Here is an 18,763-nt window from a genome sequence, read left to right on the forward strand (position 1 = left end):
TTTGCCGCCCAATCAGTACGAGCGGCAAACAGCCTGAAAACACCGATTGAGGTGTCCGGAAAAAGTTGACCACCTCAGTCGGACTTGCCGGCCTCATCGCGGGCAAGCCCGGCTCCCACAGGGATCGGTGGCGTACACCAATTTCGGGTACACCGCAGCCCCCTTGTGGGAGCGAGCTTGCTCGCGATGGCGGTGGTTCAGTCACATGGATGTTGGACTTGCCGGCCTCATCGCGGGCAAGCCAATCAAAGCGCCATCGCCACAGCCTGACCAACCTCCTGAGTAGAACCCTGCCCGCCCAGATCAGGCGTAATCGGCCCCTCGGCAATAACCTGCTCGATAGCCCTGAGAATCCCATCATGAGCCGCACGATAACGCTCATCGCCATTGCCAAGGAAATCCAGCATCAAGGCCCCAGACCAAATCATCGCAATCGGATTAGCGATGTTCCGTCCATAGATATCCGGCGCCGAACCATGAACCGGTTCAAACAGCGAAGGAAAACGTCGCTCCGGGTCGAGATTGGCCGAGGGGGCGATGCCGATGGTGCCAGCGCAGGCCGGCCCGAGGTCGGACAGGATGTCGCCGAACAGGTTCGACGCCACGACCACATCGAAACGATCAGGCTGAAGCACGAAGCGCGCACACAGGATGTCGATGTGTTGCTTGTCCCAGGTGACGTCCGGGTACTGCTGCGCCATGAGGGCTGTGCGTTCGTCCCAGTACGGCATGCTGATGGAAATGCCGTTGGACTTGGTCGCTGCGGTCAGGCGCTTGCGCGGCCGGGTCTGAGCCAGGTCGAAGGCGAACTTGAGAATCCGGTCCACGCCACGGCGGGTGAACACCGACTCCTGCAGCACGAACTCGTGCTCGGTGCCTTCGAACATCTTGCCGCCAATCGAGGAATATTCGCCCTCGGTGTTTTCGCGAATCACCACGAAATCGATGTCCCCGGCTTCGCGCCCTGCCAACGGGCACGGCACACCGGGAAACAATCGCACCGGACGGATATTCACGTACTGGTCGAAGTCCCGACGAAACTTCAACAGCGAACCCCACAGGGAAATATGATCCGGCACCTTGTCCGGCCAGCCCACGGCGCCAAAATAAATCGCGTCGAAGTCCTTGAGCTGCTCGAACCAGTCGTCGGGCATCATCTGCCCGTGTTCCAGGTAATAATCGCAGTTGGCCCAGTCGAGCACTTCAATGCTCAAATCCAATTGCCATTTCTTCGCGGCCTGCTCCAATACCCGCAGCCCTTGTGGCAAGACTTCCTTGCCAATGCCGTCGCCGGCAATCGCGGCGATTCTGAATGGTTTGCTCATCAACCGTGCCTCCTCTCTTCAAACGCTGACCGGGTCACAACCCACCCATGTGGAAGGCTTTGACTTCAAGGAATTCGTCCAGGCCGTACTTGCTGCCTTCACGCCCCAGGCCGGATTGCTTGATCCCGCCAAAGGGCGCGACGTCCATGGAAATGAGCCCGGTATTGAGACCGATCATGCCAAACTCCAACGCCTCGCCGAACCGCCATGAGCGGCGCAGGTCCTGGGTGAAGAAATACGCGGCCAGGCCATAAGGCGTTGCGTTGGCCGAGGCCAGCGCCTCTTCTTCCGTGCGAAAGCGCAGCAGCGGTGCCACTGGGCCGAAGGTTTCTTCGTTGGCCAGCAGCATCCCGGCATGGGTTTCGCCGAGCACCGTCGGCTGGACGAACTGGCTGCCGCCCTGGGGGATCTCACCACAGAGTAGACGCGCGCCCTGGCTCAACGCCTCGTCGATGTGTCGAGCGACCTTACTGACCGCCGCCGCATTGATCAGGGGACCTATGTTTACGCCGTCCTGCAGGCCATCGCCGACCTTGAGCTTGCCCACCTCCTCCACCAGGCGCTGGGCGAAGCGCTCGTAGATCCCATCCTGCACCAGGATTCGGTTGGCGCAGACGCAGGTCTGTCCCGCGTTGCGGAATTTGCTGAGCATGATGCCGGTCACCGCCTGTTCCAGGTCGGCGTCGTCGAACACGATGAATGGCGCGTTACCGCCCAGTTCCAGGCTCAAGCGCTTGATATGTTCCGAGCTCTGGCGCATCAGCAGTCGACCAACCGCGGTGGAACCGGTGAAGGACAGCTTGCGCACCGTTGGGTTACCGGTCAGCTCTTCACCGATGCCGACAGGCATGCCAGTGACGACATTGAACACCCCGGCGGGAATGCCGACCCGCTCGGCCAGCACGGCCAGGGCCAAGGCCGACAGTGGGGTCAGGTCCGACGGTTTGACCACGATCGTGCAACCGGCGGCCAAGGCCGGCGCGCACTTGCGGGTGATCATCGCGTTGGGGAAGTTCCACGGGGTGATCGCGGCGCAAACGCCGACCGGTTGCTTGAGGGTCAGCAAGCGGCGGTCACCGCTGGGGGCCTGGATGGTTTCGCCGTAGACCCGTCGGGCTTCTTCGGCAACCCATTTGACGAAGCTGGCACCGTAGCGAATCTCGCCCTGGGCTTCCGTCAGCGGCTTGCCCTGTTCGCAGGTCAGGATCAACGCCAGGTCGTCCAGGTTGTCGATCATGGCCTGATACCAACGATCCAGCAGCGCCGCCCGTTCTGCTGCCGGACGTGCACGCCAGGCCGGCCAGGCACGGTCGGCGGCTTCGACGGCGCGCCGGGTTTCGCTGCCTTGTATTGCCGGTACCCGGGCGAGCACTTCGCCGGTGGCCGGGTTGATGACGTCCAGGGTCGCGGCGTTATCGGCACCGACCCACTGACCGTCGATGTAAGCGAGTTCCACCAGCAGGCTGGGGTCTTTCAGGCGAGTCTTGAGCATGGCGTGGAGTCCTGTTCTGAGACAGTCTCCAGTCTATTGAGTCGCCATGGATGAGGATGCTGAAAACGCCGGTCCTACAGCCGTCGAATGCTGAAAATCAGTCTTCGACGGCAGGCTTTACCGTGACGCGATCAAACGCGCATCGAGCCCAACAGCCCCTGCAGAAAACGCTCGCCAGCGACGAGCTGGCTGATCTCGATGAACTCGTCAGGCTTGTGCGCCTGTTCTATCGAGCCTGGACCGCAGACCACCACCGGCACGTCCAAACGTTGCTTGAACAACCCGCCCTCGGTGCCGAACGAGACTTTGGCGGTGCCGGTGTCCGGGGCGGCAAAGTCTTTCAGGAAACGCACCGCTTCGATGCTCGGATGGGTGTCGAGGCCCGGGTAGACATTCAAGGTCTCGATTTCGATGGCGGCCACGCTGGAAAGCTTCTTGGCTTCGCTCACGATCAGTTCGGCTCGCTCGCGCATCTGTTCGAGGAATCCGTCCAGGTCGTCCGCCGGCAGGTTACGCACCTCGAAATCCAGGGTGCACAGATTGGGCACGATGTTCAGCGCCTTGCCGCCGACAATCTGGCCAACATGCACCGTACTGTAGGGCACGTCGTAATCGGTATCCCGTGCCCCCTGCTCTTGCAACTGCTGCTGGCTCTGGCGCAGCGCGGCGATGAAATCGCAGGCCACATGAATCGCATTGACCGAACGCGGTGCGAGTGAAGAATGCGCTTCCAGGCCGCGACAGTAGGTGCGGTAGGAACCCTTGCCCTTGTGCCCGAGCACGAACTGCATATTGGTCGGCTCGCCGATGACGCACAGAAACGGCCGAACCGGTGCCAGGTGCAGCACATCGAGCAAACGACGCACCCCCACGCACCCGATCTCTTCGTCATGGGACAACGCCAGTTGCAATGGCCGGCTCAATGGCTGTTCGCTGGCATCGAGCATGGCGTCGGTGGCCAGTGCGATAAAACCCTTCATGTCGCACCTGCCCCGACCATAGATCCGCCCGTCCCGCACCGTCGCCTCAAACGCCGGGACAGTCCAGGCCTGCCCCGCCGCCGGCCCCACGTCGGTATGACCGGACAGGAGGACCCCCGGCACGTCCCGGGGTCCGGTGCTGGCAAACAGATTGGCTTTCTGGCCGCTTTCATCCTGGACGATCAGCGACTCGATGCCCTTGGTCAGCAGCAGATCGCGTACATACTCGATCAAGGCCATGTTCGATTCCGAAGAGACGGTATCGAAGGCCATCAGCCGCTTGAGAATCTCCAATACACGGGGTTTCATGCGTACGCCGCCACGGTCAGGTTGTTCGATTGCTGGGTTTTCATCAGTTCGGCGCTGTCGTGATGGCAGAGGATTTCGCTGCCGCCGACAATCATCCGCCGCTGCGGCGCGACGCAATTGCACAGCCCGTCTACCCGTACCGGGCAGCGACTGAGGAAGGTACACAGCCCGGGCACGTTGGCTTTCGGGCCAACGGGCGGCAGCGTCTGGCAGGTCGTTGCCCCGCAGGTTTCCAGCCAGCCCTGGCGCAGCTCCGGTACGGAATGAATCAACAGGTCGGTATACGGATGGAACGGCGCCTCGGCATAGGATTGGCGGCTACCGGCCTGGACCTTGTGTCCGCTGTACATGACCACGATGTCGTCGCACAAGGCGCGCACGGTGGAGATGTCGTGGCTGATGAACAGATAGGACACTCCCAGTTGCTGGCGCAGGTCGCGCAGCAGTTCGAGAATCGCCGCGCCGACCACGGTATCCAGCGCCGAGGTCACTTCGTCGCAGAGGATCAGGTCCGGCTTGGCCGCCAAGGCCCGGGCCAGGTTGACCCGTTGCTTCTGGCCGCCGGACAGTTCGTTCGGGCGTCGGTCCGCCATCGTGCGCGGCAAACGCACCAGGTCCAGTAATTCGCCGATACGCTCGCGCAACGCCGCGCCCTTGAGGCCGAAGTACATCTTCAGCGGACGGCTCAGGATCGTGCTGACGCTGTGCATCGGGTTGAGGGCCGTGTCGGCATTCTGGAAGACCATTTGAATGCGTCGGAACTGTTCGTGGGTGCGCGACGACAGGCTGCCCCCCAGGGGCTGGCCATCAAAGGTCAGCCCGCCAAGGGCCGGCACCAGCAATCCGGCCACGACCCGTGCCAGGGTCGATTTGCCAGAGCCCGACTCGCCAATGACGCCAATGGCCTGGCCTCGGCGAACCGTCAGGTCGATGTCTTCCAGCACCCGAATCGCTGGCATGCCCTGGGCATTCTTGTTGCCGTAGCCGGCGGTCAGCCCTTGGATGGTCAGCAGTGGCGTGTCCTGGGCGATGTCGCTCGGTGGGCGGATCGTCGTGTCCGGCCGCGCCGCCGCCAACAAGCTGCGGGTGTATTCGTGGGCCGGCCCCTTGAGCAAAGGCGCCGTGGCGCTGTGCTCGAAGATTTCGCCGCCATTGAGCACGACGATCTGGTCAGCCATCTGCGCCACCACCGCGAGGTCGTGGGACACATAGACGGCCGTGGCCCCCCGTTCACGCACCACCCGTTTGAAGGCTCGCAGCACATCGATCTGGGTCGTCACATCCAGGGCCGTGGTCGGCTCGTCGAGCACCACCAGCAACGGATCGCTGATCAGCGCCATGGCCGCCATCACCCGTTGCAGTTGTCCGCCGGACACCTGGTGGGGATAGCGCTGGCCGATGCGCTCAGGGTCTGGCAAGGCCAGGTCGCGGAACAACTCGATGGCCTTGGCCTCAAGCACGGCCCGGCTACCCAAGTCATGGATCAGCGCGCCCTCCACCACTTGATCGAGCAGTTTTTTCGCCGGGTTGAACGCCGCGGCGGCGCTTTGGGCGATATAGGACACCCGATTGCCGCGCAACTTCTGCAACTGGCTTTCGCCCAACGCCAGCATGTCATGCTCGCCGATTTGCACGACGCCACCCGCCAGCCGACACCCGCGTCGGGCATAACCGAGCAGCGCCAGGGCGATGGTGGTCTTGCCGGAACCGGACTCGCCGATCAACGCCAGCACTTCGCCTTTTTGCAGGGAGAAGCTGACGCCCTTGACGATGTCCACCTCACCACGCTCGCCACAGGCGACCACGCGCAGGTCCTGTACTCGAATCAACTCGCTCATTTCAATGACCTCCCGAACGTCGGCTACGTCGCGACGACAACCGGTCGATGAACAGATTCACGCCGATGGTCAGGGTGCCGATGGCCAGTGCTGGAATCACGATGGCCGGTGCCCCTTGATTGAGCCCACCGATGTTCTCGCGCACCAGCGAGCCCAGGTCGGCATCTGGCGGTTGCACGCCCCGCCCCAGGAAACTCATGCCACTGAGCAGCAGCACGATGAAACCAAAGCGCAGGCCCAGGTCCGCCAACACCGGGTTGAGGATGTTCGGCAGGATTTCCACGCAGGCGATGTACAGCCGACGCTCGCCCCGGGTACGGGCCACTTGCACGTATTCCAGGGCCTCGATATTCACCGCCATGCTGCGGGCGATGCGGAACGCGCCGGGGGTGTAGCTCAACACCGCCGTGCAGATCAGCAAGGTGACCGAAGAGCCGAAGGCCGAAACCATGATCAGCGCGAGCATCTTGCTGGGGATCGAAATGAACGCATCCATCAGGCGACTGATCAACTCATCCAGCCATTTCGGCGACACCACCGACAGCAGTGCCAGGCTGGTCCCCAGGGTGCTGGACAACACCGCGGCCACCAACGCCAGGCCGACGGTGAAGCGCGCGCCGACGAGGATCCGGCTGAGCATGTCGCGGCCCAGGTAATCGGTGCCGAACGGGTACGTTGCGCTGAGGCTGTCGAACACGTTGTCGGAGACCACCTCCCCCACCGGATGTGGCGCCAGCCACGGGCCGAAGATGGCCACCAGCAACCAGATCACACACATCGCAGCACCGACCAGCCCCAGCCAGGACTTGGCGTGGGCATCTTTGCCCAACCCCAGCGCAACGGCCGCCGTCGGGGACTTCACAATGAGATTGTTCATTGGTTTCTCAGCCTCGGATTGGACAGTATCGCGCACAGGTCGGCAATCAAGACCAATGCCAGGTACGCCGTACAAAACAACATGGTGCAGGCCTGGACCAGGGCCATGTCGCGGTTGGTCACGGCATCGACCATCAGGCTGGCGATGCCGGGATAGTTGAAGATCGTTTCGACGATCACCACCCCGCCCAACAAGTAGGACAGGCTCAGGGCGATGGCATTGGCGATGGGGCCGATGGCATTGGGCAAGGCATGCCGAAGTACGATGCGGATATTGCTCACGCCTTTGAGCCGGGCCATTTCCACGTAAGGGCTGTCGAGCTGATCGATCACCGCCGCCCGGGTCATGCGCGACATTTGCGCGACAATCACGCAACACAGCGTCATGACCGGCAATGCGTAGGTGCGCATGAATTGCCAGGGTGAGGTGATGTCACTGGCGTAGGACAGCGCCGACAACCAGCCCAGGTTCACCGCGAAGATCAGCACCGCCAAGGTGGCGACCAGGAATTCCGGCACCGCCACCATGGTCAAGGTGAAGAAACTCAGGAAGCTGTCGATGCGCCCGCCCCGGCCCATAGCCGAGCCGATGCCCAGGGCCAAGGCCACAGGCACCGACACCAACGCGGTGGCAGCCGCCAGCATCAACGTGTTGGGGACCCGGCCGGCCATCAGATCGATGACCGGCATGGCGTTGGACATCGACATGCCCAGGTCACCGCTGAGCAGGCTCGTCAGCCAGTGCAGATAACGCAACACACCGGGCTGGTCCAAACCCATTTTCGTCCGCAGGGCCGCCACTTGTTCTGGCGTGGCGAACTGCCCCAGCGCCTGTTGCGCCGCGTCTCCCGGCAGTACCGCCGTGATGGCGAATACCACCATGGAGACAATCAACAAGGTCACGACCGCCGCCCCCAGGCGGCGGCCAATCAACCAGAGTGTGTTGCTGTTCATCATCCGACCCTCATGCAATATGGCCAAAACCCGACGTTCATCAAGCGTCCAGCCAGACTTGCTCGGCAAACATGTAGCCCATGAAACCGCCCAGGGGGTTGGCGCCGTAGCCCTTGACTCGCTGATCGGCACCGTCGATGTTGCTGATGAACACCGGGACGCCAATACCACAGTGCTCATGCACCAGCACTTGCATGTCGCCGTACATCTTGCCGCGCTTGGCCTCGTCGGTTTCACCGCGGGCCTGGATCAACAGCTGGTCGAACTGTTCGTTTTTCCAGCCGGACTCATTCCACGGCGCACTCGACTGGAAGAACTGCGAGAACAGCATGTCGGCATTCGGCCGTGGGTTGATGTTGCCACAGCTCAGCGGGTGCTTGGCCCAGTGGTTGGACCAATAGCCATCGCTCGGCAGGCGGTTGACGTTGAGCTTGAGCCCGGCCTCTTTGGCGGACTGCTGCAGCAACACCGCGACGTCCACCGAGCCGGTCGCCGCTGGCGAGCACATCAGCGGCATGCTGATGTCTGCCATGCCGGCCTTCTTGAGCAGGAACTTGGCCTGTTCCGGATCGTAGGCCCGTTGTGGCAACTCGGCGTTGTAGAAGCGTGCGCCGGGGGCGATCGGATGGTCGTTGCCGACCCTGGCGTACCCCCGGAAGATCGCCGACTTGATCTGTTCCCGATCCAGCAGCAGCTTCATGGCCTGGGTGAATTCCGGGCTTTTGCCAGGCATCTGGTCCTGACGAATGATCAAGTCAGTGTAGTTGCCCGACGGTGAGTCGATGACCTGGTGCTTGGCGCTGGCCTTGATGCGAGTGGTCGAACGCGGGTTGACCTCGTTGACGATGTGCACGTCCCCCGACAACAGGGCGTTGATCCGCGACGATTCGTCGGCGATGCCGATGAATTCGATTTCGTCCAGGTACGGCAAGCCGGGTTTCCAGTAATTGGTATTGCGAACGCCAATGGAACGCACCCCAGGCTTGAACTCCTAGACCTTGAACGGACCGGTACCGACGCCCTGGCTGAAATCGCTGGTGCCTTCGGGAACGATCAGCATGTGAGAAACGGCAAGCACCGACGGCAATTCAGCGTTGGGGCCGGTCAACTGTATCTGCACTTCATGGGTGCCGACGGCTTTGACGTCGGCGATCTGCGACGCCAGCGGCAAGACCTTGGAGCCGGTGATCGGGTCCTTGTGCCGCAACAACGAAAACACCACGTCGGCGGCGGTCAGTGCCTTGCCATTGTGGAAGGTCACTTCCTTGCGCAGGCTGATCACCCAGAGCGTGGCGTCGGTGGTTTCGATACGCTCGGCCAGTTCCAGTTGCGGCACCATGTGGCTGTCGAAACGCGTCAGCCCGTTATAGAACATGTAATGGCGCACATAGTCGGTGGACGACGAACCTTTGGCCGGGTCCAAGGTGTCGGCGGTGGAACTGGTCGAGCCTGCGACACGGATGCGACCGCCAGGCTTGCCTTTGCCAGGGGTTGCGGCCTGCTCATCGGCGAACAACTTGCCGGCGGCGCCGAACAGGCTACCCGCGCCCGCCACCGTCACCCCGGCCAATCCGAGCATTTGCAAAGCATTGCGGCGCGACATGCCGCGATTGAGCCCTTCGAAGATGCGCAGACTTTCCGTACCTGTTATCAGCTGGGTGTCGATACTGTTTTTCTTGTCAGTCATGTCAGTTCTACCTTTCGGAAGTGATAAGGCTCGATGGCTCGCGATTAACGCAATGTGTTGAAACGTGAAGCGTCCCCCGCAACTCAATGCAAATAGTCTTGAAGGCGGTAATACGCACCGACCAGGGGCAGGAACCAAGGCTTGCCAAAATGTCCGGGGATGGCTGGCCAATCGAGCTCGCGCCAAGGGTTGGCCTCGACCTTGCCGGCCATGACGTCGGCCATGACCTGGCCCATGTGCACCGACATCTGCACGCCATGGCCGCTGTAGCCCATGGAGTGATAGATGCCACCGTGCTGGCCGGCCCGGGGCAGTCGGTCGGACGTCATGTCCACCAGTCCCCCCCAGCAATAATCGACCTTCACGGGAGCCAACTGCGGGAACATCTGCACCATCGCCGCATGCAGGACTTTGCCGCTCTTGGCATCCGACTCGCTGTCAGACATGGCGAACCGCGCACGCCCGCCAAACAGCAGGCGGTTGTCCGGTGTCAGGCGAAAGTAGTTGCCGATCATGCGGCTGGTGACATAGGAGCGATGGGCCGGCAGCAAGTTGTCGATCAGCGCCTGGGGCAACACCTCGGTGGCGATTACGAAACAGCCCACGGGCACGATCCGCCGCCGATACCAGCCCAATCCACCCTGCTGGGAGGTGCCAGTGGCCAGCAGGACCTGCGTGGCGTGGAGCGAACCCTTGGTGGTATTGACCCGATAGCCACCGGCGCTGGCTTTCCAGTCCGTGACGGACACGCCCTGGAAGCTCAACGCGCCGTGACGGGCTGCGGCTTCGGCCAACCCGCCCCCGTCGCGCCCGGCATGCATCTGCACGCCGTTGCGTTGCAGTAAGCCACCGTGGAACTGGGCCGAATTGACTTCAGCGCGGGTCTCCTGGGCAGACAGCAACTCGACCTCGGTATCGACCTCCCGCCGGATCAATTCGCAGGTGCGCGCCAAGCCTTCGTAATGCAGCGGCTTGGCCGCCAGCTTGAGCTTGCCATTGCGCTTGAGGTCGCAGGCAATTTGCTCCTGCTCCACCAGCGAGACAACGCTTTGCACGGCGCTTTCATAGGCCTGGTAATAGGCGCGTGCTTTATCGGCGCCGAGACTGGCGCTCAGTGCCGCGTAGTCCTGGGCAACGCCGGTATTACATTGGCCGCCATTGCGCCCCGAGGCTTCGCCAATGACCCGCCCGCCTTCCAGCACCGCCACATTGGCGCCCTTCAAGGCCAGGGCCCGGGCCGCGGCCAGGCCAGTGAAACCACCCCCGACGATGGCCACATCGACCTGCCCGGGCAACGCACCGAGCTGGGCACCGGTGAATGCCGGTGCGGTATCGAGCCAGTAAGACTCACTGCCCATGTCTAACCCCTTATGCCTTGAAGAGTGCCAAGAGACTCAGAGACCGACCAGACCGGCCAATCCGCCGATGTCCGGGATCTGGTGGTAGCTGTAGCCCACGTTCCCAGGCAGTTCATGACCGCGAGCCACGAACGCTTTGTTTTTGATCTTCATGTCGTCGGCTGGCATCAGGTCATAACGGAAGCTCGAGGACACGTGCAGCACATCTTCCGGCCCGCAGCCGAGGTTATCGAGCATGAACTCGAAGGCGGCCAGGCGCGGCTTGTAGGCTTGGGCTTGTTGAGCCGTGAAGACTTTATGGAAAGGCGCGCCGAGCTTGTCGACGTTGGACATGATCTGCTCGTCCATCGCGTTGGAGAAAATCACCAGGGGGATCTTGTCGGCGATTTTCGACAGGCCTGCCGGTACATCAGCATGGGGGCCCCAGGTCGGTACGGCATCGTAGTAGAGCTGGCCTTCGCCTTTGTATTCGACGCCCCAGCGTTTGCAGACACGGGACAAGGCAGTCTTGAGGATTTCATCATATGGCCGCCAGTCACCCATCACCTGGTCCAGGCGATAGGCCGAGAAATCCTTGACGAACTGGTCCATCTGCTCGGCAGGGACCCGATCGGCGAACAGCTCGCGCGTCATGGTGCCCATCTGGAAGTTGGTCAACGTGCCGTAGCAGTCAAAGGTAATGAACTTGGGGCGAAGGAAGCTCATGAGTGCAGTCCTGAGTGATGGTTGAGGTCATGAGGGGCAAGCAGTTGCGCCGTTCTGGAAGCCTGGGTGCAACGCTGCATCACGGATTTATTACAGCATCATGAGACCGTGCATAAACCGTTAAAAGTATAGGTCGCTTGGCACAAACCACCGTTTTTCGGGGCCTGCTCAGCAGACTGTGCGGGATGCGCCAAGCGCGGGCATTTGCGCCGTTTTCAAGGGATTTACGGGCGCAAATGGTGCGCAAAAAAACACGTGAACCGCTGTGTGCGGCAGAATCTACGCCCGCACTGCCCCTGCAAGAACGAGAACGGGCGCATCCCTTTCAGGAGGCGCCCGTTCATGGTGTCGTGGCTTGGAGATCCTTTGCTCAGAACTCCGCCACCTTGCCCCAGGACGAAGATTGGAAACGGTCCGGGTGATAAGGCCGCGGATCGACCAGTGGGGTCATGTCACAGATGATGTCGGCGATCAAGTGGCCCGCCCCCGGGCCGATGCCGAAGCCATGACCACTGAACCCCGCCGCCAGCACCAGGCCAGGTAGGCTGGCCATCTCGCCGATGCCGGGGACGCCGTCCGGCGTGCTGTCCACATAACCTGCCCAGGCTGCGGTGACCGACGACGCCTTCAGCGCCGGGATCAGGTCTACCGCGCGCTTGTAAGTCAACTCAACCGTCGAGGCGTCTGCTTTCGGATCCAGGATTCGCATGCGCTCCATCGGCGTTGGCTGGTCCAGCCGCCAGCGGCCCAAGCCTTCGTGTCCCGACTGGAAACCCTCCAGGCCACCGGGAGCCAGCTTGCGCCACCTGCGCTGAAACATTGGCAGGAACTGCGGGGCGAACCGCAGCAGTTGCAAGGTCGGGTCGACGCGCCCTCTGCCGCTGATGGCCAACGTCATCCCGCCATCGGCGCGACGGGTCATGGAGATTTCATCCGTATGGAGCGCATCCGGTATTTCTTTGGCGCCCTTGGACACCGACAGGATCGTTTGACGAATGGACGCCTGGGGAAAGCGAATGCCGTACTGCCGGCAGAAAGAGGAGGCCCAGGCGCCACCGGCGAGCACCGCGAGCTGGGTGCGAATGGTGCCCTTCTCGGTGACGACGGCCGACAACCGACCGCCTTCTGTCTCGAGGCCACGTGCGGCGCAGCCCTGGTGCACGGTGCCGCCCAGCTTGATGATGGCCCGCGCCACCGCCGGCGCGGCACGGGATGGGTCTGCTGTACCGTCGGTTGGTGAAAAGACCCCGCCTTTCCATGGCTTGCCGGTCACCCGACCCTGTTCGGCGGCCTGCTCCGCCGTCAGCATATGGGTTTCCACATTGACGGTACGGGCGAACTCACCCCATTTTGCCCAACCGGCCAGCTCTTTCTCGTTGTTGCTCAGATAGAGCAGGCCACATCTCCTGAATCCGGTGTCTTCCCCAGTCTCTGCGGCGAACTGCTCCCACAGATCCAGGCTCTTGGTCGACAGCGGCAACTCGCGGGCGTCTCGGTTCTGCTGGCGGCACCAGCCCCAGTTGCGACTCGATTGCTCTGCCCCTACGCGGCCTTTTTCCACCAGTGCGACCTTCATGCCGCGCTTGGCCAGGTAATAGGCCGTGAAGGTCCCGATAATGCCGCCGCCGATCACGACAACGTCAGCGTGTATCGGAAGTTCAGAATGCGTCTCTACGGAGATTAACGGTGCTGGCATTTTCAGGATGTCCATTGAGGGCCGGGGGCGTTTAAAAAAGCATCTTCTTCAGCCGGTCGGGTGCATCGGGCTTGTACTGAGGATGTATGACCAGGGCAAGCCGCTACTCCGTTCTGGAAGCATCAGTGCCATGCTGAATCTGGTGTTTATTACAACACCAAGAAACCGTGCATAAACGGTTAAAAGTATAGGTCGGCTGGTACAAAGCACCGTTTTGCGGGATGTGTTCAGCAGACTTTGCGGGGAGGCTTTTGGATTTGTTCCTTTGGAGACGTGGTTGCGTGTGTATATCCGTTGCTGCGGTAACGGCCACTTAGGGTTCCGCCCTGACGGCGGGTCACTTTTGGAAGAATATCCAACATCTTCATTGACTGAACCACCGCTATCGCGAGCAAGCTCGCTCCCACATTCGGTCTTCAGTGGCCCCAGAATTTATATCCAACACAGACCCCCTGTGGGAGCGAGCTTGCTCGCGAAGAGGCCGGCACCTCCAACATCACCGCAAACTGACACACCGCCTTCGCGAGCAGGCTCGCTCCCACAGGAGGAACGCGGTCCCACCAAGAACCAGGTTGGCTATCAGCCCGCCTCGCGGTGGACTTCGCTGCTCACCCTTTCATGCCTCTTCCAAAGTGACGATCAGGCGGGGGCAAGCTCCCTCGCCACACGCTAATGACCAGTTAAACAGGCAGATACGGCAGATTCTCCTTTGCGCCCTTGAAGAACGGCATATTTTCTCCGGGCTGCTTTGTTAGCTTATTAAGCAGACTCGACATGCTGCTTTAAAGGACCGCCTGGATGACTACCCAATCTTCAAATCGCTACAGCGTTGATCCGCAAACCGCCCATCTGTTCTACATCAATGGCGGTTGGTCGGCGCCGGTCAGCCCGGCCAGTCTGCCGGTGGTCAATCCGGCAACCGAGGAAATCGTTGCACAGGTCGCCAGCGGGTCTGCCGAGGATGTCGATCGGGCGGTCGCGGCGGCGCGTGCCGCGTTTGCCGATTGGTCTGTCACTTCCACAGCGGTGCGTGCGCGGGTGCTGGACAAGATCCATGAGCTTATCCTCGAGCGCAAAGAGGCGTTTGCCCAGGCGATCTCCCTGGAGATGGGCGCCGCCATCGGTTCTGCACGGGCGATGCAAGTGCCCCTGGCGGCCGAACACGTTCGGGTCGCCCGCGACTTGCTGGCCACGTATCGTTTCCAGGCCGTCGAGAACGGCACCGCGATCCAACGCGAACCTATCGGCGTCTGCGGCCTCATCACGCCGTGGAACTGGCCGCTTTATCAGATCACCGCAAAAGTCGCCGCGGCGCTGGCGGCCGGTTGTACGGTGGTGCTCAAGCCCAGTGAACTGTCGCCGCTCAGCGCTCTATTGTTCGCGCAGGTGGTCCATGACGCGGGCCTTCCACCGGGCGTCTTCAACCTGGTGAACGGCAGCGGCCATGTGGTCGGCGCGGCGATGGCCGCACCCCCGAGTGTCGCCATGCTTTCCATTACCGGCTCGAACCGCGCAGGTGCGCGGGTGGCCCAGGCGGCCGCGCCGACGGCGAAGCGGGTCGGGCAGGAATTGGGCGGCAAATCCCCGAATATCCTGCTGCCCGATGCCGACTTTGCCAAAGCCGTCCCACTGGGCGTCATGGCGGCGTTTCGCAACGTCGGGCAATCGTGCAGCGCCCCCACCCGGATGATCGTACCCAAGGCCCGGCTGGCGGAGGTCGAAGCGCTGGCGGCCGCCACCGCCAACGCGATCATCGTCGGCGATCCGCAATCACCGGAAACGGTACTCGGCCCCATCGCCAATGAAGCCCAGTTCAATCGCGTGCAAGCCATGATCGAGGCCGGCCTGCATGAGGGCGCCAAACTGTTGTGCGGCGGCTTGGGGCGCGTGCCGGGTCTGGAAAAGGGTTTCTACACCCGCCCGACGGTTTTCTCCGAGGTGGATAACGCCATGCGGATCGCCCAGGAAGAAATCTTCGGGCCGGTGCTGTGCATCATTGCCTACGAAACCATCGATGAGGCAGTCGCTATCGCCAACGATACGATCTATGGCCTGGGTGCTCATGTACAGTCACAGGACCTTGATCTGGCGCGCGCGGTGGCTTCTCGTATCCGCGCGGGGCAAGTGCTCCTGAACTACCCGGCCTGGGATCCCATGGCGCCATTCGGTGGCTACAAGCGTTCGGGCAATGGTCGTGAGTACGGCGTCTTCGGCCTTGAGGAATATCTGGAAACCAAGGCGATCATTGGCTTTGGTGGCCCTGACCTAGATCGATAGCTTGTTTCTTCCGCCATGCTTGAGGAGCGAAGGGTTGATCCCGAATTGCTTGCGAAAAGCGGTGGCGAAATGGCTGGCATTGGCATAGCCGAGGTCCGACGCGATTCGCATCACCGACTCATCGCCGTTCAACAAGCGGCTACGGGCCTGGATCATCCGCGCTTGCTGGAAGACGCCGTAGACACTGTTGAAGAACAGCTGGCGGAACCCGCGGGTGAGCTTGGGCTGGCTCATGCCCGACTCGCGCGCCAGCTCCGATAAGCTGGGTGCCTTGCCCAGGTCGGCCAGCAGGCGTTCGCGCGCACGCAACAGGCGTTGGCGGTCGATGTGGCTGACACGGCAGGTGCATTCCACGTTACGACGTGCTTCCAGGAACAGGCTGACCAGGGTCACGCTCTGGCCATACAGCCAGAGGCCGCTTCGGGGCTGGCCCATCGGCAAGTCTGGGCTCGGGTCCATGGCCTTGCACAACAGATGCGCGGTCGCGCTCATTTCGCCACTGCGGTGACCGTCAAGGAAACAATGATCGCAGGCCAGTGCCTTGTTCAGCAGCGGGTCGAGTTTCAACTCCCACTGTGACAGCACCTCGGGCCGGATCATGACCGTGATGTTGTCGATCTCGCCATGCTGGTGGTAGAGGCCATCGCGACGACGGCCGTAGCTGATGCAACCCGCGCCTTCGTCAATCACATAGCGGCGCTGCCGACGACCGTCACGGAAACTGCAGGCGGCCTTGCCCTTGAGCAAGTTGGTAAAGCTGAAATGAATGCAGTCGCTGTCATCCTGCAGGGGCAATTCGATTGGCTGCTCGAACTTGCTTTGCCAGCGCACGATGTCGAGTCCGTCCTGCAGGGCCATGCGCGTCACCCGACAATGCGCCCCGGGTCCGAGGTCGCTTCCATATTCCCCCGTAATGATTCGCGAGACCGGCATCGGCTCTCCTGCGCCTCCTTGAACGACTGACATCGTGAATCTCCTGGTTGACCGGATACGGCTCGAATCAGATCACATCGGGGTAGAGTTGTGCAATTGATAATTATTAGCATCTGGCGCGTCGCACACGCTGCGCTTATTCGTGACTGCCGACGCTAACGCGCACCGCTCAAAACCCTCAGTCAAGGCCCCATTATGTCTGCACGACGCAACACGACGACGCCCCCTCGATCTTGCTATAAGTGTAATACTATAACAATAGTTTTAACTTGCACACTGGCCAGTCCAGTCCTTGCCGCCACCGGCGAAATCCTTGAATTGCCCGTTTCGACGGTGACTGCGCGCATGGAGCAGGAAGACCCCAAGAGCCTGCCCATCAGCCTTAGCGTGATCAGTGGCGAGCAACTGCGTACCCAGCGCCTCGACACGCTGGAAAGCGCCCTGCGCAATACCTCCGGGGTCAATGTCAATTCATCCGGCGGCCCCAATGACTTCAACGTGCTGATCCGTGGCGTCGGCTCGCTGTACCAGATGTCGATGGATGACAGCTCAGTGGCCTTCAACATCGACGGTGTGCCAGTCGCCTCCCGCAGCCTCGGCTTCGGCACCCTGGATATCGACCGCATCGAAGTGCTCAAGGGGCCCCAGGGCACGATGTCCGGTGCGATTGGCCAGGCGGGTGCGGTGAACATCACCACCCGCCAGCCAACCCGTGAACTGGAGGGCTATGTGCGTGGCGAAGTCGGCCAGGAGGGCCAGTTCCTCAGCGAAGGGGCCATAGGCGGGCCGATCAGCGACAACCTCAGCGGCCGCCTGGCGGTGCGCCGTGCCGGCTATGACAGCTGGATCGACAATGACCGGAACAACGATCCCATCACCCAGCCGCGCAACGAGGCTTATCGCGCCAGCCTGCTCTGGGAGCTCAACGATGAGACCCAGGTGCTGTTCAGTGCCGAACGCCAGAAAACCGAGCGCGCCACCAACTCGCTGGTGCTGCGCCCCTACGGCAGCGACCCCAGCCTGGACCTGACGCCCGGCCTGTTCGACGACAACTACAAGACCACCGAACGCTATACGGTCAAGGTCGATCATGAATTCGCCAACAGTCGCCTGACCTCTACGACCGCCACCTCCACCGCCGACTTCGAAGGTTTGATCGCCTATGACAGCAAGCTGATGGGCGCCCTGTACGGCACGCCCAGCGAGTATTGGGTGGTGGACACATCCTTCGAGCGCAGTTGGAGCCAAGACCTGCATTTGAGCTCGCTGCCCGATTCCGAGACATTCTGGATCGCCGGCCTTGCCGCCAGCCGCAACGAGCGCAGCTACGACACCCCGCGCAACACCTATGGCACTGACAGCGCCAGGTTCCGCGATTTCACCACCACCACCTATGCCGGCTACGGCGAAGTCACCTTCCCGCTCAGCGAGCGCCTCAAACTCACCACGGGCTATCGCCATTCCTGGGATCGCAAGACCTACGATGGCCAATACATCAATGGTGCCAGCGCCGTGGATGATTCACGCAAGCTGACCGACCATTACGGCACCGGCCGCGTGGCCCTGAGCTACGCGCTCACCCCGCAAACCAACGTCTACGTGCAACTGGCGCGAGGTTATAAATCCGGGGGATTCAATGACTATGCGTCGCAGGTCAGCGACAGCGAGCCCTACAAGGCCGCCGTCAGCAGAGCCGCCGAACTCGGCTTCAAAAGTGAAACAGAAGGCCGCCGTGGCAGCTTGAACGGTGCGCTGTTCTACACCCGCGTACACGATGACCACCTGCTGGGCTACAACGCGGCCACCTTCGCGACCAATGCGTTCAATGCCGATACCCGCACCCGCGGCGCCGAACTGGAAGGCACCTGGCATTTCGACCACGGCCTGACCCTGGCCGCCAGCGCCACTTACCTCGACGCCAAGATCACCAGCGCCGTCCACGGCATCCAGGCCGGCGACATCGCCGCCGGCAACCGTACCCCGGATGTGCCGCGCTGGAGCGGCAACTTCAACATCAGTTGGCAGCACCCGTTGGGCACCTTCGCCAGCCTGGGCGAAACCACCCTGAACACCAGCCTCAATTACCGCCTGGTGGGCGAACGCGCCGCCGATCCGCAGAACCATTTCAACCTGGACAACTACGAGAAACTCGACCTGCGCGCAGGCCTGGAAAGCCGCTTCGGCGAAGTCTATGTCTTCGCCGACAACCTGCTGAACCAAACCTACGACACCTATGGTTTCTACAGCGACCCGGTGGCCTACGGTGCGCCGGCACGGCGGCGCACCTTGGGGGTCGGCTACACCTATCAGTTCTAACCTGCCCTTTGACTCAA

The 18,763-nt window shown here is 61.9% G+C and carries 12 protein-coding genes and 1 pseudogene; 2 read left to right on the forward strand and 11 right to left on the reverse strand.

What is annotated here, in order from left to right:
- Positions 1 to 245: 245 nt before the first annotated feature.
- The 10 genes and pseudogenes from HGO40_RS16040 to HGO40_RS16085 form a co-directional block, all read right to left on the reverse strand.
- On the reverse strand, positions 246 to 1,325 hold the full coding sequence (locus tag HGO40_RS16040) for a tartrate dehydrogenase (RefSeq protein ID WP_250963805.1): 1,080 nt from the start codon (positions 1,323 to 1,325) through the stop codon (positions 246 to 248).
- Positions 1,326 to 1,359: 34 nt separating this feature from the next.
- The gene (locus tag HGO40_RS16045) at positions 1,360 to 2,817 is read right to left on the reverse strand and encodes an NAD-dependent succinate-semialdehyde dehydrogenase (protein WP_250963806.1); all 1,458 of its coding nucleotides are present in this window, start codon (positions 2,815 to 2,817) and stop codon (positions 1,360 to 1,362) included.
- A gap of 131 nt (positions 2,818 to 2,948) precedes the next feature.
- On the reverse strand, positions 2,949 to 4,106 hold the full coding sequence (gene argE / locus HGO40_RS16050) for an acetylornithine deacetylase (RefSeq protein WP_250963807.1): 1,158 nt from the start codon (positions 4,104 to 4,106) through the stop codon (positions 2,949 to 2,951).
- Entirely contained in the window at positions 4,103 to 5,944 is a 1,842-nt protein-coding gene (locus HGO40_RS16055) for an ABC transporter ATP-binding protein (RefSeq protein ID WP_250963808.1), read from the reverse strand. The genes argE and HGO40_RS16055 overlap by 4 nt, the downstream gene beginning before the upstream one ends.
- A gap of 1 nt (position 5,945) precedes the next feature.
- Positions 5,946 to 6,821 (reverse strand): ABC transporter permease, encoded by an 876-nt coding sequence (locus HGO40_RS16060; RefSeq protein ID WP_250963809.1) that lies wholly within the window; start codon positions 6,819 to 6,821, stop codon positions 5,946 to 5,948.
- On the reverse strand, positions 6,818 to 7,774 hold the full coding sequence (locus tag HGO40_RS16065) for an ABC transporter permease (RefSeq protein WP_186728398.1): 957 nt from the start codon (positions 7,772 to 7,774) through the stop codon (positions 6,818 to 6,820). Before HGO40_RS16065 ends, HGO40_RS16060 begins: the two co-directional genes overlap by 4 nt.
- Before the next feature lie 40 nt (positions 7,775 to 7,814).
- Positions 7,815 to 9,461: pseudogene (locus HGO40_RS16070) on the reverse strand (ABC transporter substrate-binding protein).
- Between the two features lie 83 nt (positions 9,462 to 9,544).
- Positions 9,545 to 10,819: an NAD(P)/FAD-dependent oxidoreductase gene (locus HGO40_RS16075; protein ID WP_250963810.1), complete on the reverse strand. Its 1,275-nt coding sequence runs from the start codon at positions 10,817 to 10,819 to the stop codon at positions 9,545 to 9,547.
- A 36-nt stretch (positions 10,820 to 10,855) separates the two neighbouring features.
- Complete coding sequence (locus tag HGO40_RS16080; RefSeq protein WP_250963811.1) at positions 10,856 to 11,524, reverse strand: haloacid dehalogenase type II; 669 nt, start codon at positions 11,522 to 11,524, stop codon at positions 10,856 to 10,858.
- 370 nt (positions 11,525 to 11,894) lie between these two features.
- On the reverse strand, positions 11,895 to 13,220 hold the full coding sequence (locus tag HGO40_RS16085; protein WP_250963812.1) for an NAD(P)/FAD-dependent oxidoreductase: 1,326 nt from the start codon (positions 13,218 to 13,220) through the stop codon (positions 11,895 to 11,897).
- Positions 13,221 to 14,018: 798 nt separating this feature from the next.
- Between HGO40_RS16085 and HGO40_RS16090 the strand changes: the two genes are divergently transcribed.
- Positions 14,019 to 15,497, forward strand: a complete 1,479-nt coding sequence (locus HGO40_RS16090; RefSeq protein WP_250963813.1) for an aldehyde dehydrogenase family protein — start codon at positions 14,019 to 14,021, stop codon at positions 15,495 to 15,497.
- Here the strand turns inward: HGO40_RS16090 and HGO40_RS16095 are convergent.
- Positions 15,486 to 16,463, reverse strand: coding sequence for a helix-turn-helix transcriptional regulator (locus HGO40_RS16095; RefSeq protein WP_250963814.1), 978 nt, complete (start codon positions 16,461 to 16,463; stop codon positions 15,486 to 15,488). The two genes, HGO40_RS16090 and HGO40_RS16095, sit on opposite strands and share 12 nt — an antisense overlap.
- 312 nt (positions 16,464 to 16,775) lie before the next feature.
- Between HGO40_RS16095 and HGO40_RS16100 the strand changes: the two genes are divergently transcribed.
- Positions 16,776 to 18,746, forward strand: coding sequence for a TonB-dependent receptor (locus HGO40_RS16100; RefSeq protein WP_250963815.1), 1,971 nt, complete (start codon positions 16,776 to 16,778; stop codon positions 18,744 to 18,746).
- The last annotated feature ends 17 nt before the right edge of the window (positions 18,747 to 18,763 follow it).

This window comes from Pseudomonas sp. CG7 (assembly GCF_023701885.1).
Lineage (GTDB): Bacteria > Pseudomonadota > Gammaproteobacteria > Pseudomonadales > Pseudomonadaceae > Aquipseudomonas > Aquipseudomonas zanjanensis.